Source organism: Pseudofrankia coriaricola (genome assembly GCF_001854805.1).
GTDB lineage: Bacteria > Actinomycetota > Actinomycetes > Frankiales > Frankiaceae > Pseudofrankia.
The window spans coordinates 94553-109093 of the sequence record NZ_MBLO01000036.1 but is presented as its reverse complement, the minus strand read 5'-3'; the positions used below and the strand labels follow the sequence as shown (position 1 = coordinate 109093).

General features: G+C 70.8%; 13 protein-coding genes and 1 pseudogene. 8 read left to right on the top strand and 6 right to left on the bottom strand.

Annotated features, from left to right (window positions below; genetic code table 11):
* Nucleotides 1-20 precede the first annotated feature (20 nt).
* Nucleotides 21-776: an SDR family NAD(P)-dependent oxidoreductase gene (locus tag BCD48_RS06780; protein WP_071047431.1), complete on the top strand. Its 756-nt coding sequence runs from the start codon at nt 21-23 to the stop codon at nt 774-776.
* Nucleotides 777-1072: 296 nt separating this feature from the next.
* Nucleotides 1073-1813 carry an SDR family NAD(P)-dependent oxidoreductase gene (locus tag BCD48_RS06775; RefSeq protein WP_071047430.1) on the top strand — a complete coding sequence of 247 codons (741 nt, stop codon included), beginning with the start codon at nt 1073-1075 and terminating at the stop codon, nt 1811-1813.
* Nucleotides 1814-2112: 299 nt separating this feature from the next.
* On the opposite strand, the gene BCD48_RS06765 is transcribed toward BCD48_RS06775, so the two are convergent.
* Nucleotides 2113-3519 (bottom strand): aldehyde dehydrogenase family protein, encoded by a 1407-nt coding sequence (locus BCD48_RS06765; protein ID WP_071047428.1) that lies wholly within the window; start codon nt 3517-3519, stop codon nt 2113-2115.
* 146 nt (nt 3520-3665) lie between these two features.
* On the opposite strand from BCD48_RS06765, the gene BCD48_RS06760 reads away from it, so the two are divergent.
* Complete coding sequence (locus tag BCD48_RS06760; RefSeq protein ID WP_241841564.1) at nt 3666-4013, top strand: hypothetical protein; 348 nt, start codon at nt 3666-3668, stop codon at nt 4011-4013.
* A gap of 484 nt (nt 4014-4497) precedes the next feature.
* On the top strand, nt 4498-5685 hold the full coding sequence (locus tag BCD48_RS06755) for a cytochrome P450 (RefSeq protein ID WP_071047427.1): 1188 nt from the start codon (nt 4498-4500) through the stop codon (nt 5683-5685).
* Between the two features lie 212 nt (nt 5686-5897).
* Here the strand turns inward: BCD48_RS06755 and BCD48_RS56425 are convergent.
* The 3 genes and pseudogenes from BCD48_RS56425 to BCD48_RS06740 form a co-directional block, all read right to left on the bottom strand.
* Nucleotides 5898-6704: pseudogene (locus BCD48_RS56425) on the bottom strand (helix-turn-helix domain-containing protein); the annotation flags it as partial.
* Nucleotides 6705-6836: 132 nt separating this feature from the next.
* Nucleotides 6837-7265 (bottom strand): hypothetical protein, encoded by a 429-nt coding sequence (locus BCD48_RS06745; RefSeq protein WP_241841563.1) that lies wholly within the window; start codon nt 7263-7265, stop codon nt 6837-6839.
* A 436-nt stretch (nt 7266-7701) separates the two neighbouring features.
* Nucleotides 7702-8250: a TetR/AcrR family transcriptional regulator gene (locus BCD48_RS06740; protein WP_071047425.1), complete on the bottom strand. Its 549-nt coding sequence runs from the start codon at nt 8248-8250 to the stop codon at nt 7702-7704.
* Nucleotides 8251-8377: 127 nt separating this feature from the next.
* Here BCD48_RS06740 and BCD48_RS06735 point away from each other — a divergent pair, with 127 nt between their 5' ends.
* Both BCD48_RS06735 and BCD48_RS06730 read left to right on the top strand, forming a co-directional pair.
* Entirely contained in the window at nt 8378-9172 is a 795-nt protein-coding gene (locus BCD48_RS06735; RefSeq protein ID WP_071047424.1) for a class II aldolase/adducin family protein, read from the top strand.
* Nucleotides 9173-9177: 5 nt separating this feature from the next.
* Nucleotides 9178-10716, top strand: a complete 1539-nt coding sequence (locus tag BCD48_RS06730; protein WP_071047423.1) for a class I adenylate-forming enzyme family protein — start codon at nt 9178-9180, stop codon at nt 10714-10716.
* Nucleotides 10717-10727: 11 nt separating this feature from the next.
* Here the strand turns inward: BCD48_RS06730 and BCD48_RS06725 are convergent, their stop codons facing one another.
* Nucleotides 10728-11489 carry a sugar phosphate isomerase/epimerase family protein gene (locus tag BCD48_RS06725; RefSeq protein WP_071047422.1) on the bottom strand — a complete coding sequence of 254 codons (762 nt, stop codon included), beginning with the start codon at nt 11487-11489 and terminating at the stop codon, nt 10728-10730.
* A gap of 50 nt (nt 11490-11539) precedes the next feature.
* Between BCD48_RS06725 and BCD48_RS06720 the strand changes: the two genes are divergently transcribed.
* Complete coding sequence (locus BCD48_RS06720; protein WP_071047421.1) at nt 11540-12295, top strand: SDR family NAD(P)-dependent oxidoreductase; 756 nt, start codon at nt 11540-11542, stop codon at nt 12293-12295.
* 109 nt (nt 12296-12404) lie between these two features.
* On the opposite strand, the gene BCD48_RS06715 is transcribed toward BCD48_RS06720, so the two are convergent.
* The gene (locus BCD48_RS06715) at nt 12405-13373 is read right to left on the bottom strand and encodes a TIGR03621 family F420-dependent LLM class oxidoreductase (protein ID WP_071047420.1); all 969 of its coding nucleotides are present in this window, start codon (nt 13371-13373) and stop codon (nt 12405-12407) included.
* Between the two features lie 698 nt (nt 13374-14071).
* On the opposite strand from BCD48_RS06715, the gene BCD48_RS50515 reads away from it, so the two are divergent.
* Complete coding sequence (locus BCD48_RS50515) at nt 14072-14518, top strand: hypothetical protein (RefSeq protein ID WP_131803821.1); 447 nt, start codon at nt 14072-14074, stop codon at nt 14516-14518.
* The last annotated feature ends 23 nt before the right edge of the window (nt 14519-14541 follow it).

Here is a 14541-nt window from a genome sequence, read left to right as displayed (position 1 = left end):
ACCAAAGGAGGTTCGGCATAGTGACCGAGCAGCGGACGGCGCTTGTCACCGGCGGTGGGTCGGGTATCGGGCGGGCCATCTCCCACCGGCTCGCCGCGGACGGCTTCGCGGTCGCCGTCCTGGACCTCAACGCCGACGCGGCCAAGAAGGTCGCCGAGGAGATCGGCGAGGCGGGGAACGAGGCTGTCGCCTTCGGCGGGGTCGACGTGTCGAGCCGCGAGCAGGTGAACGCGGCCGTCGAGAGCATCCGGGCGTCGATGGGCCCGGTCCTGGTACTCGTGAACAACGCGGGCGTCACCGGTTTCCGCGAGTTCCTGAAGATCAGCGACGCGTCCTGGGACAAGACCATCGCGGTCAACCTGTCCGGGCCCTTCTACGTCACCCAGGCGGTGCTGCCCGACATGATCGCGGCGCACTGGGGCCGGATCGTGAACATCTCGTCCTCGAGTGCCCAGGGCGGCCAGCAGTACATGACGCACTACGTCTCCTCGAAGGCCGGCCTGATCGGTATGACCAAGGCACTCGCGCTCGAGTTCGGCCCGGAGGGGATCACCGTCAACACGATCCCGCCGGGCTTCGTCGACACTCCCATGCTGCGAGAGTCCGAGCGTCGCGGCATGTTGGGCGGCGGCGTCGAGGACCACGCCGAGAAGACCCCGGTCCGTCGCGCCGGCAAGCCGGAGGACATCGCGGCGGCCACCTCGTTCCTGTGCCGCGACGAGGCCAGCTACATCACCGGCCAGATCATCGGCGTCAACGGCGGCCGCAACACCTGAAGCCGGCTGGGGACGAGGCGCGGAGCGCCTCGTCCCCAGGGGCGGTGCCCGCGGCGGGGTGGGGCGCTCCCGTTGCCGGACGCTTCGCGCCCGCAACCGGGCAGCGCCTTTCGGGCGCTGAGCGCCCTCCTCGCGTGGTTCCGGGCACAGGCATATGGCGGTGGTCGGGGCTGGTCTGGCCTGGCGAGGTGGCTGGGTTGGTGCAGCGCTGATGCGCCGTCACCAGTTGTGGCTGGATTCCGGCTGCCGGCCCCTGCGTCGGCCGGTAGCCACATCGACGTCCGACGGAGGTTGTTGTGGGAAGGCTGGATGGCAAGGTCGCGATCGTTACGGGAGCCGGGTCTGGGATCGGGAAGGCGTCGGCGCTGTTGTTCGCGGCGGAGGGCGCGAAGGTCGTCTGCGCGGATATGAACGGCTCGGAGAAGGACACCGTCGCGGAGATCGGCGCGGGCGCGGTGGCGGTCCAGGTGGACGTGGCCGTCGCGGCCGAGGTCCAGAACATGGTCGAGACGGCGGAGCGCGAGTTCGGCCGGCTCGACGTGCTGTTCAACAACGCTGGCATCTCGGGCCCGTTCGGGCCGATCCACGAGCTCGACGAGGAGACGCTCGACCGCCTCCTCGCGGTGAACATCAAGGGCACCTTCTTCGGCATCAAGTACGCCGTTCCCGCGATGCTGCGGACCGGCGGCGGCTCGATCATCAACACGGCCTCGAACGCCGGGATGGTCGGTTGGAAGGACAAGGCCGGGTACTCGGCGGCCAAGGGCGGCGTCGTGCTGCTCACCAAGTCGGCGGCGCTCGACTACGCGAAGTCCGGCATCCGGGTCAACGCGGTCTGCCCGGGCATGACCTGGACCGGCATGGCCGTCGCCCAGGCCGGTCCCACGCCGCCCGCGGACATCAAGGTGCCGAACCCGATGGCCCGTTTCGCCAGGCCGGAGGAGCTCGCCGCCGCGGCGCTCTTCCTGGCCAGCGACGAGTCGTCGTTCATGACCGGCGTGGCGATGCCGGTCGACGGCGGTTACGTCGCGCGCTGACGACCATGGCTGGTCATTGACGGGTGATGTGCCTGGAAATGACGGCGCAATACGGCAGAACTGGCGAGTCGGCCGGCGCCACGTCGGTCGCCTGCCTGACCGTGGCGGACGCCGGGCGCGGCCCGTTCCGGCGGGCGATCGCGCAGAGCGTCGCCGGCGTCGTCCTGACCGAGGACGAGGCCACGACGATCACAGAGCGCATCGCCCAGGGATCCAGGCAGGAGCGGCACCAGCTTCAGCGCTCCGGACGCGCCGCGCCCCGGCCAGGCTCTGGTCGGGGGTGCGGCGGCCGGCGGGCGTCATTTCTTGGCGCGGTATTGGACTTGGATTTCGGTGAAGCCGGCGAGGCCCCAGGGGCCGTTCTCGACGCCGAGGCCGCTCCATTTGAAGCCGCCGAAGGGCTGGTGGGGGCCGAGGGCGACGTGGGTGTTGACCCAGGCGGTGCCGCAGTCGAGTTGTTCGGCGATGGCGGCGGCGCGGTCGGGGTCGGTGGACCAGACGGAGCCGGAGAGGCCGTACATGGTGGCGTTGGCGCGGGTGACGACCTCGTCGAGGTCGCGGTAGGAGATGACGGGTAGGGCGGGGCCGAACTGTTCCTCGTCGACGATGCGGGTGCCCTCGGCGGCGCCGGTCAGGATGGTCGGTTGGTAGAAGTAGCCGGGGCCGTCGATGGGGGCGCCGCCGGTGGCGGCCTTCGCGCCGCCGGCGAGTGCTTCGGCGACGAGGCCGGAGACGCGGTCGTACTGGGGGCGGTTCTGGATGGGGCCGAGTTCGGAGGTGGGGTCCATGCCGTCGCCGACCTTGACCCGGGCGACGCGGGCGGCGAGTGCGTCGACGACGTCGTCGTAGAGCGACTCGGGGACGTAGAGGCGTTTGATGGCGGAGCAGACCTGGCCGTTGTTGTCGAAGGCGCCGCGGAAGAGTTTCTCGGTGATGGCGGTGGGGTCGGCGTCGTCGAGGATGATCGCGGCGTCGTTGCCGCCGAGTTCGAGGGTGACTCTTTTGAGGTCGGGGGCGGCGGCGGTGGCGATGTGTTTGCCGGTGGCGACGGATCCGGTGAAGCTGATCTTGCGGGGTGTGGGGTGGGTGGTCATCCATTTGCCGAGTTCGTCGCCGCCGGAGACGACGTTCAGGACGCCGGGTGGGAGGACTTCGGCGAGGATCTCGCCCATGAGCAGGGTGCTGCGGGGGGTGAACGGCGAGGGTTTGAGGACCATCGTGTTGCCTGCGAGCAGCGCGGGGCCGATCTTCCACGCCGACAGCACGATCGGGAAGTTCCAGGGGGTGATGGCGGCGACGACGCCGACGGGGCGGCGGACGACCTCGGCGTAGGCGCGGGCGTCGTCCTGGATGATCTCGCGGCCGACCTCCAGGTCGGCGAAGTACTTCAGCCACATGCTGGCGGCGAGTGGTTCCATCTTCGCTGCCTTCAGTGGCTTTCCCTGTTCGGCGGTGAGGACCGGGCCGATCTGGTCGGCGGCCGCGGCGAGCCTTGTCGCGGCCTCTCGTAGTGCGGTGCGGCGGGCGGTCTCGTCCTTGCGCCAGTCGGTGAAGGCCTTGGCCGCGGCGTCGAACGCCTCGTCGAGCTGCTCGCGGGAGCAGTCCGGCGCCTCGGCGTGGACCGTGCCGGTCGCCGGGTTGACGACACCGAAGGTCGACGGGGCGGCCCGGCGCTCCCCGTCGATGATCATAGAAACGTCGGACATGGGTTCCTCCGTATCTGGCACTGGAGCGCCGGCCTGTGCCACTGAAACTGTGCTGAAATCTGACTAACGTGCGGGCTGCTCGCGCGTCAACCGACGAGCGGCACCGCCGGTGTCCTCCACCAGGCGTGCCCTCGGCTGTGCCGGCCGTGCTGGCTGACCCCCTGGTCGATCTGGGCACGCTTTTGAGCTACTGGCCCGACCCGGCTGACACGGACGATGACCATGCCCTCCACGACCCTGGCATGGACACGCTGGGCCTGCCGACCCGCGCGGAGGTGGTCGACCGCCATGCCGCGCGCAGCGGTCTCGACCTGGCCGCCATCGCCTGGTACGAGGCGTTCGCCTGCTGGCGGCTCGCCGTCATCCGCCAGCAGCTCTATGCCCGCTACATCCGCGGCGAGTCGACGGACGAACGCATGGCGTCCCGCGGCGAAAGTGTCGGAATGCTCTCCCGCCGCGGCCCGCGGATCCTGACCGAAAGCTGGCCCGCCTGAAGGTTCTGTATTGATCTGAGTACTGAAATAGGTACGGCCTAACCGCGGAGACCCACGTCGAGGTGGACGTCTCACTCGGGAAAACCAACCACAGGCAGGCTCGAACTCCGTGCGCGTTCTGGCGTGAAGGTACCGCGCTGTCACCTGCCCTGCGGAGTGGCGGGGGCGGCGACCGGGCCTGTCTGGCCGTTGACAGATGGGCGACAGCCCCGGCTTCTGTCCGTGAGATCAGCCAGGCCAAAACGGTTGTGGCGCGCACCGAGGGTGGTGGCCGTGCGCCATGAGGTGAGGGCATGAGCGCGCGGGGCGATTCCCCCTTTTGCCTGTTGTCGTGACGTAGTTCTATCGCTGGGAATGGAAATGTGATGTGACGTACCACCCACCGGGCTTCACCGCCGCCGCTCGGCGTGGTCTCCGCCGCGGGCTATGCTCCGATTTGGTTGGGCAAATACCAATTACAATCACGGGGGCGAGGGCTTCGGCAGTGCGCGATCTGTACTGGGACCCGTTTGACAAGGCGATCGACGTCGACCCGTACCCGGTCTGGCGCCGGCTGCGTGACGAGGCGCCCGTTTACCGCAACGACCGGCTCGATTTCTACGCGCTGTCACGGCACCAGGACATCGACGCCGCCCACCGCGACCCGGCGACTTTCAGCTCCGTCTACGGCACGGTTCTGGAGATCATGAGCTCGGAGCCGATGGACACCGGCTTCATGATCTTCAAGGACCCGCCGGCGCACACCGCGATCCGACTGCTGGTCTCCCGGGCGTTCACCCCGCGGCGCATCGCCGAGCTGGAGCCCTACATCCGGTCTGTGTGCGCCGAGCTGCTCGACCCGCACCTCGGCTCCGCCGGCTTCGACTACGTCCAGGAGTTCTCCGCCCAGCTGCCGTCGAGGGTCATGTCCGAGCTGCTCGGCGTCGACCCGGCCGACCGCGAGGAGATCCGCCGGACGATCGACCAGGCGTTCCACATCGACGAGAACAAGGGCATCGTCAACGACATCTCGTTCGGCGCCCAGATCAAGTTGTACGACTATTTCGGCGACGCGATCGAGTCCCGGCGCACAAACCCGCGCGACGACATGATGACCGCGTTGGTCGAGGCCGAGATGCGCACCGAGGACGGCGGCACCCGCCGGCTGACCAGCGAGGAGGCGACGGACTTCGCCTGCCTGCTCGTCAGCACCGGCACGGAGACCGTCGCCCGGCTGGTCGGCTGGGCCGGCCTCATCCTCGCCGAGAACCCGGAGGCGCGCGCGGACCTCGCCCAGGACCCGGGACTGATCCCGAACGCCGTCGAGGAGCTGCTGCGCTACGCCGCGCCGTCGGCGGTGCAGGGCCGTACCGCCATCCGGGACGTCGAGCTGCACGGCGTGACGATCCCGGCGAAGTCCAAGGTGCTGCTGCTGACCGCGTCCGCCGGCCGCGACGAGCGCAGGTTCCCCGACCCGGACCGGTTCGACATCCGCCGCAAGGTCGACGGCCACGTCTCCCTCGGCCACGGCATCCACTTCTGCCTCGGCGCGGCACTTGCCCGGCTGGAGACGCGGGCCGCGCTGGAGGAGACGCTGCGCCGCTTCCCGAAATGGGAGATCGACCGGGACGGCGTCGAGATGCTGCACACCAGCACCGTCCGCGGCCACAAGCGCCTGCCCATCACCCTGTAGCCGCCATCACCCGGCCCGACAACGACGAAAAGCACGGTCCGCATGCGGACCGTGCTTTTCGCGTGACCGGCTCTACCTACTTTCGCTGCGACGGGCATCGGCAGCCCCGGGGAGAACACCGCGTATGACCTGGGGAGACCGGGTCATACAGCCGCCACTCGTACCCGTGAGTCGTCAGCGACAAGTGCCGTGATGTCGCGGGGATCGCCAGTCATTATCACCACTGAGCCGGCGCCCGCGACACGTTGCGCGGTCGCCACCACCATGGCGTCCACCGTCGTGCCGCCACCGGCGAGCAACCTGCCGGCATCCCGCGCGAGCGGCTCGTCGAGCGGATGGACATCACTGACGGACTTCAACACGCGGTTGACGGCGGCATCTCGCCGTTGATTGCCACGGACGAGCTCCGTGATGACGGGAGCGGGAACCCAGACCTGAGACTGCTCACGCAGAGCGGCGGCAAGCATCGTTCGCGCCGTCTTGTCGAGCTGGGACAACGCGATCACCGCACCGGTATCGAGCACGAACGGGATACCGAGTCGGCCGCTGTGCGGACGCCGCCTCGTCACGGCCGGAACCACCGGCGCGCCTCCTCGATGTCCTCCTCCGGGACAGGGCCGGCGCCAGACGGCGACCTGACGGATCCGCCGGTACAGCGTGCGCAGGCTCAGGTCCGGCCGGCCCAGACAGCGCCAGACCCGCCGGACCGTCCACGGCCCCGGGCACTCCAGCAGGGCGGCGATCCGCGCGCACAGCCGGCGTCCACCCAGCCGGGGCCGTCCCGGTCGGGGCCGGTCGGCCAGCCCGGCCGGTCCGGCGATGTTGAACCGGCCGATCCAGCGCCGCGCCGTGGCCGGATGACACTCCAGCAGTGCCCCGATCTCGGCCGCGGTCAGCCCGTGCAGGGACAGCAGCACCATCACCGCCCGCACCGCCACCCGCCACCGGCCTCGCAGATCCCCTCGCAGCTGCTCGAGGTCGCAGGTGGGGCGGTTGGCGAACACAGTGGGCGGGCGCATACTGACCACGACCTCGCCGGACGGGTGGACGACTGGTGCAACCTCGATCCAACCCCCGGCGGGGCCGGTGTCAACACGACCTCCCACCCGGTGATCTCACCCGGGTTACGCGCAGAACCCCTGGATAGGCGCTTAGGCGCGACTGATCGCCGAGACCGCCCATTCGGTCTGACTCTTGGTGGCGGATGCGGGCGGGCTCGGGCAGTCGGGGGCCGGGACGCCGCGGCCGGGCCGGACGTCTGCCGACCACGTGACGGTCTCGCCGTCATACCCGCAGGACAGCTCGGCGCGCGAGCCGTCGAACGAGCCCGTGCGGGGGGAGTCCAGCAGGCTCCAGCCCACCTGGCGCAGGACCTCGAGCTCGAGTGCTTGCACCTGAGGGCCTTTGAGCCCGCAGCAGCCGCGGTAGTGGTCGGCGACGTCGGCGAACTCGCCCTTGCGCCGCAGCACCGTCTCGACGAGGTCCTCGTCGCCGTAGGCCCAGGCGGTGCCCTCCGGCAGCACGAAGAAGGTCGCGGCGAAGCGGTGGCCGCCCAGGTGGCTGGTCCGCCAGTACGTCACACCCGAGGGCGCCCCGGCCGCCGCCAGCCGGGTGGCGAGGCCCGCGCCGAGGCGCCGTAGTCGGCCACGAGAGGCCCTCGGTCCCGCGGACGCCCTGACGTCAGCGGGACCGAGGGCCTCATGGTCTTCCGGCCATGGGTTCGAGCCCCATCCGCCCACCGCTGCCCCCGCCACAGATCGACGAAGGCCGCCGGATCCCCGGCGGCCTTCGTCGTGTGCGGGGTGCCTGTCAATGACCCTGGGGACGGCGGCCGCCGGACGTGCGAAAGAAGATCATTTTCGCACGTCCTTTGGCCCTCTGGTGACCCTGGGGACGGCGGCCGCCGGACGTGCGAAAGAAGATCATTTTCGCACGTCCTTTGGCCCTCTGGTGACCCTGGGGACGGCGGCCGCCGGATGTGCGAAAGAAGATCATTTTCGCACATCCTTTGGCCCTCTAGGCGGGGCGCAGCGCCGCGAGCACCAACCGGACGTGCTCGCGCACGTCGTCCTCGTCCAGCGGCTTGTGCCCGACCATCAGTCGGAAGTAGAGCGGCGCGTACACCAGGTCGAGCACCACGTCGGGATCGGCGGGCCGAATCTCCCCGGCCGCGATGGCCGCCCGCACGATCGCGATGCCCTGGCGCCGCCGCGCGTTGATGTAGCCGTCGCGGAACGCCTCGGCGAGCTGCGGGTCGGACCGGCCGGCGGCGATCAGCGCCGCCATCGCGGTCCCGGTCGCGCCCCGGAACGCCGCGGTCATCATCAGCAGCCGGTCCTCGACCTGCTGTAGCTGGAAGCGCTCGGGGTAGGGCAGCAGGTCCGCGGACTCGCGCAGGAACGCCGACATGATCACCGCCGCGCGGTTGGGCCACCACTTGTAGATGGTCACCTTGCTCACGCCCGCCCGCGCGGCGATCGCTTCGACCGTCGTGGCCTCGAGCCCGCGTTCGACCAGCAGCGCGTACGCCGCGTCGAGGATCGCCGACTCGGCTCGTGCCGCCATGGCTGGCGCTCCTTTCTGTTGACGCTGAGCTGCCCGGTTGACGCCGCGCTGCCGGTTGACACGGCACCTGCCCGGTTGACACAGTGAACTGAACGTTCAGTTCAGCCTAGTCGGACGGTGGGCAGTCATGGCAGCGGTCGCCGAGTACGCGTCGTTCGAGCTGCCCGTCACGCGGGTCGCCGAGGCCGGGCCGATGTCGGCCGAGGAGCGGCGGATCCGGCGCGATCTGGCCGCCGCGTACCGTCTGTGCGCTCTCTTCGGCTGGGACGACCTGATCTACACCCACATCTCGGCGCGGGTACCCGGCCCAGGCGGCCACTTCCTGGTCAACCCGCTCGGCCTTGGCTTCGACGAGATCACCGCGTCCAGCCTGGTGAAGATCGACCTGGACGGCACGGTCGTCGGCGAGAGCCCGTTCCGGCCGAACGCGGCGGGCTTCGTCATCCACGGCGCGATCCACGCCGCCCGCGAGGACGCGCACGCCGTGGTGCATCTGCACACCGAGGCCGGCATGGCGCTGTCGACGCTGGCCGACGGGCTGCTTCCGCTGACCCAGCATGCGATGCGCTTCCACGACCGGCTCGGCTACCACGACTACGAGGGCATCGCGCTCGCCTCGGGAGAGCGGGAGCGACTGGTCAGTGACCTCGGCGACCACGCCGGCCTGATCCTGCGCAACCACGGGACGATCACGGTCGGCCGCAGCGTCGGGCACGCCATCACGGAGACCTTCTATCTGGAGAAGGCCGCGCGGGCGCAGCTTCTGGCGCTGTCCAGCGGGCAGCCGCTCACCATCCCGCCGCCCGAGGTCGTCGCGTTGACCGTCCGCCAGTGGCTGCGCGACCTCGCCGGCTCGCACGACCGCGAGTGGCCCGCGCTGCTGCGGAAGGTTGAGCGGCTCGACCCGTCCTACGCGGACTGACGCCCGTGCCTTCCACGACGTTCCACGAGCTGTGGTCCGCGGCCGTGGCCGGCCACGGCGACCGGCTCTTCCTGCTCTTTCGCGACGACCACGCGATCAACGCGTACTCGTACGAGGAGTTCGACGAGGTCGTGGCCGAGACCGCCGGGACGCTGCGGGCCGCCGGGGTCGGGCCCGGCTCGTGCGTGCACCTCGCGCTCGCCAACTGCCCGGCCTTCGTCGCCGCCTGGCTCGCCGCCGCCCGGCTGGGCGCCTGGATCGCGCCCGCCGACCCGGCGTCGACGGCGCGCGACATCGCCTCCCAGGTCCGCCGGATCCGGCCGGCCGTCGCCCTGTGCGCCGCCGCCCGCGCGGACGCCTACCGCGCGGGCGCCGCCGGCGCGGTTCCCGTGGTGGTCGAGCTCGCCGAGACGGCCGCCGATGTGGCACCGGGCGGCCCGCTCTCCCGCGGCGAGCCCGTCGCCGCCGCCGCGGCCGGCATCGGCCCGTCCGACCGGCTCGCGGTGATGTTCACGTCGGGCACCACGTCCGAGCCGAAGGGCGTCGTGCTGACGCAGGAGAACTACCGGACGGTCGGCGCGGTCATGGCCGCGGCCGTGGGCCTGCGCCCCGAGGACCGCTGGCTCGTCACGCTGCCGCTCTTCCACGCGAACGCGCAGTACTACTGCTTCGCCCCGGCGATCGCGACCGGCGCCGCCGTCGCGCTCACCCACACGTTCTCCGCGTCCCGCTGGTTGCGGCAGGCGGACGAGCTCGGCGTGACGCACGCGAGCCTGTTCGCGGCGCCGATCCGGATGATCCTCGCCCGCTGCGGGACCGAGCTCCCGCCGCTGCGGCTGCGGCACGTGTGGTTCGCGCAGAGCCTCGGGGAGCAGCACTACGAGCGATTCGCCGCGATCGTCGGGTGCCGGCCCCGCCAGCTGTACGGGATGACCGAGACCATCGCCGCGGTCACCGGCGACACCAGCGTCCCGCTGCGGCACGACGTGATCGGCGAGCCGCTCGGCGACCGCGAGATCGCGGTGGTCGACCCGGTGGACGGCGGTCCCGCCGCCACGGGGGCGCCCGGCATGCTGCGGGTACGCGGGGTGCGCGGCGCGGACCTCTTCGCGGGCTACCTCGACGACCCGGAGACGAACGGCCGGTCGTTCACCGACCTTCCGGACGGGACGAGCTGGTTCACGACCGGTGACCTGGTGGCGGCCGACGCCGACGGGCGGCTGCGCTTCGTCGGCCGGCTCGACGACGTGATCAAGGTTTCCGGCGAGAACGTCAGCCTCACCGAAGTGGAGTCGGTCCTGGCGCAGGCGCCGGGCGTCCTGGAGGCCGCGGTGGTGGCCAGGCCGGACCCGACCCGCGACGTCGTCCCCGTCGCGTACGTCGTGCCGCGGGACGCGGGCGCCCCGCCCGACCTGGCCGCGTTGGCGGACTGGGCGACCGGCAACCTCCCACCGGCCGCCCGCCCCCGCGAGTGGCACCTGATCGACGAGCTGCCGCGTACCAGCGTCGGCAAGGTCCGCCGGTTCCGGATCGGCTCGGCGTGAGCGGCCCGCCGTCAGCGCCAGTACGGCACCGTCGCCGCCATGGCCGCCTGCGGCAGCTCCAGCGGGCGGCGGCGCAGCTCGTCGTTCAGCACCTCGACGCTGACGAGCCCGTCGTAGCCGCGGTCGCGCAGCGTCCCGACGAACCGGGCCAGGTCCAGCTCGCCCTGCCCCGGAAGCGCGCGCCGGTGCGCGGTCTCGCTCATCGCATCGTCGGAGGCCGGCGGCAGCGCGTCGGCGAGCTGCACGTACGCGACGCGGTCGAGCGGGACCTGCTCGAGCTGCTCCCAGGGGGCGCCGCCGCGGAAGAAGTGCCAGCTGTCGATCAGCACTCCGGCCCGCTCCGGGCCCGCGGCCTCGACCACCTCGAGCGCGGCGTCGATCGACGGCACCCCGCCGAGCGGGCTGAACTCCACCGCCAGCCGCGCCCCCGCCTCGGCGAAGACGTCCGCGCTCCGCTTGATGAGGTCCAGCGTCTGCCCGCCGAGCGGCGCGAGGAACGTCGCCACGACCCACTCGGCCCGTACGGCCGCCGCCGACGTGGCGAGCCGGGCCGCGTGCCGGAGCACGGTGTCGTCCCGCCCGGTGAACAGCAGCGCCATCAGCTCGTGGCAGCGCAGCCCGGCCGTGTCGAACGCGGCCGCGGCCTTCTCGTCCGCCCCGCCGACCACGAGCCCGAGCGCCGAGAAGCCGGCCGCCTGGGTCGCGCCGGCCATTGCGTCAATGTCGACATCCCACATCGTGTCGGGGCTCAGCGCGAACTCGACAGTCACCATGGCCTCCTCAAAATCCGCCCCCACTATACCGTTGTACTATACTTTCCCCCATGAGCGACGAAAAGACGGGTCGGCTTGCCGGAAAGGTCGCCGTGGTCACCGGCGCCGGTTCAGGAATAGGGCGCGCGACAGCCCTCCTCTTTGCGCGGGAAGGTGCTCGCGTGGTATGCGCGGACATCAGCGGGCGAGAGAAGGAAGCCGTTGCCGAGATCGGTGATGGAGCGGTCGCGGTTCATGTCGACGTATCACAGAACGACGACGTCGCGCGAATGATCGAAACCGCCGAGCGCGAATTCGGCGGCCTCGACGTGCTGTTCAACAACGCCGGCTTCGGCGGCCCGCGCCGCCCGCTGGCCGAGTTCGACGAGCAGATCTTCGACGACGTTGTCGCGGTCAACCTCAAGGGCGTCTTCCTCGGCATGCGGCACGGCATCGCGGCCATGCTGCGCAGCGGCGGCGGCTCGGTGGTCAACACGGCGTCCGTCACCGGCCTGGTGGGGATGAAGAACCAGGCGGTCTACGCGGCGGCCAAGGGCGGGGTCGTGCAGCTCACCAGGTCGGCCGCGCTCGACTACGCCACCAAGGGGGTGCGGGTGAACGCGATCTGCCCCGGCATGGTCTGGACGGGCCTCGCCGGCGGGGAGCCCGGCTCGACCCCGCCGCCCGACCTGATCCCGCCGCAGCCGATGAAGAGGTGGGGCATGCCGGAGGAGCTGGCGGCCGCCGCGCTCTTCCTGGCGAGCGACGAGTCGTCGTTCATAACCGGCACGCTGCTCCCGGTGGACGGCGGCTACACGGCCCGCTGAGTGATCCTGGGGACAATCGGACCTGCCAGATCGCTTCGCGATCCGGCAGGAACCCCGGCCGGGCATGCGAAGAAGATCATTTTCGCACGCCCTTTGGCCCTCCAGGGACCTACTTCCCGGCCAGCCGGTCGACGATCGGCGCGAACGCCTCCGCGTCGGACTGCTGGACGCTCACGTAGTTGACCCCGAAGGTCTCCCGCCGCAGCTCCAGCAGGTCGACGATCTCGTCGGCGGTGCCGGCCAGGACGTTGGGGTGCCTGCGCAGCTCGGACGGCGGCATGCCCATCGCCTCGGCGACTGGCGCGAGCGCGCCCTCCGGGTCGTCGGTCACCCGGGTGAAGAACGGCGAGCCCTCGACGTCGAGCGTGGCGAACCGCTCGCCGGCCGCGTCCCGCACGTACCCGAGCCGGCGTTCCGCCTCCTGGTGCGGGGTCAACCCGTCGTCGTTCACGGGCGTGAACGGCACGTTCGCGATGCTCGCGATGTCGGCCTGCCGGCCGGCGAGCGACAACACCCGCTTCTTCCCGCCGCCGATCATGATCGGCGGGTGCGGCCGCTGCACGGGCAGGGGCAGCCCGGTGTAGCCGCTCACCTCGACGAACTCGCCGTGCCGGTCCAACTCCTCGCCCGCACAATGCGCCTTGAACAGCGCGATCACCTCCTCGAGCTTGGTGATCCGCCGTGGCCCCGGCGCGAACTCCAGTCCCATCGCCCGGTACTCGGGCGCGCTCCAGCCGGCGCCGATGCCGAACTCCAGCCGCCCGTCCGACAGCAGGTCGAGGGTGGCCGCCTCCTTCGCCAGCACGGCCGGCACGTGGTAGTCGACGCAGAAGACCCGGCAGCCGATCCGCAGCGTTTCGGTCACGGCCGCGGCGACGGCCATCGCGGTGATCGGCGCGAGATGCTGCGGCGGTTGGCGGGCCTCGCTGCTCGCCGGCCCACGACCCAGATAGTGGTCCGCCAGGAAGAGCGTGGAGAACCCCAGGTCCTCGATCCGGCGGGCGAGCGTTCGCCACTCACCGCCGGAACGCGCCTTGGTCGCCTGCACCGCGAATCGGAAGGCCCTCGAACTCGCCATGATCGTGAACTTTAGAGCAAGGGACTGCCGCCGGTCCACGATCGTTGACCCAGTCCGACTTCTGTGATCGTTTGGATCTGGCGGGCTGGGGTTGTGTGGCCGGGCTGTCCTGAGCGGCGTGGTGGTCCCAGACGTAAGGGGACAGGGACGTGAAGGGGACAGCCGGGGGCTCACCGGACTCGTGGCCGGGGTGACGATCCAGTGCCATGATCGCGGCGACCGCGCTGTCCAGAGGCCTTCCCGTATATACCTGCAACCCCGCGGACTTTGCCGGCATCGACGAACTGACCGTTGTCGCCGTCCCAGTACCCGCGCCACCGGTCATGTCAGGAGCGTAGGCATCCGGCGTTCCCGGTCAGCTGCTGAGTTCGGTGGCGATTTCGACCGGTCGGTGACGCGGCCCCTGGTTACCTCTCGGTGCCGAGGGCGGACGCGGCGGAATTCGTCCGACAGCATGTTTGCAGTCACCTGCCGCGCGGGAATACGGACCGCGCCGACGGCTCCGGCCCGAGAACGCGGGCACGGTATTTCCGTCATGTAATGCCGGGTAGTCGAAGGTGACAATATCGACCTGATGGTCGGACCTTCTCCGGAGCCGCTCGGCGCGAGGGCTCCTGCGTGCCGAGGTCGGCCGCCCGTGCCGGCCTTCGGGGAACCTTCGGTCGGGTTTGTTCGCTCACTTGGAGGGGATTCCGATCATGAAGGCTATCTCGTCCGCCAGGCGAAAGAACCGTGCGCGCCACCGGGCCGTCGACCGGCCGGCGTGGGCTGGCGGATCCAGCTGGCGGCTCCTGCCCGCGGCCGTCGCCCTCGGCGTGACCGCGGTGGGGCTGGCGGGAGCGTCCCCCGCGGCGGCGGCGTTGCCGTATGGACCGGACACCTGCAAGCAGGGCTACGTCTGGCGGGAAGCCTTTTCCGGCGACCATGTCTGTGTGACGCCGGGAACTCGTGCGCAGGCCGCGGATGACAACCTGCACGCCGCGGCGCGGCGGGCAGGTTATGGGGCATACGGCCGGGACACCTGTAAGCAGGGTTACGTCTGGCGCGAGGCCAGGCGCAGCGACCATGTCTGTGTGACGCCGGGGACTCGTACGCAAACCGCCTACGACAACAGCCAGGCCGCCAACCGCCGCGTCCGGGGCTGACCGGAAACCCGCCTGCTGTGACG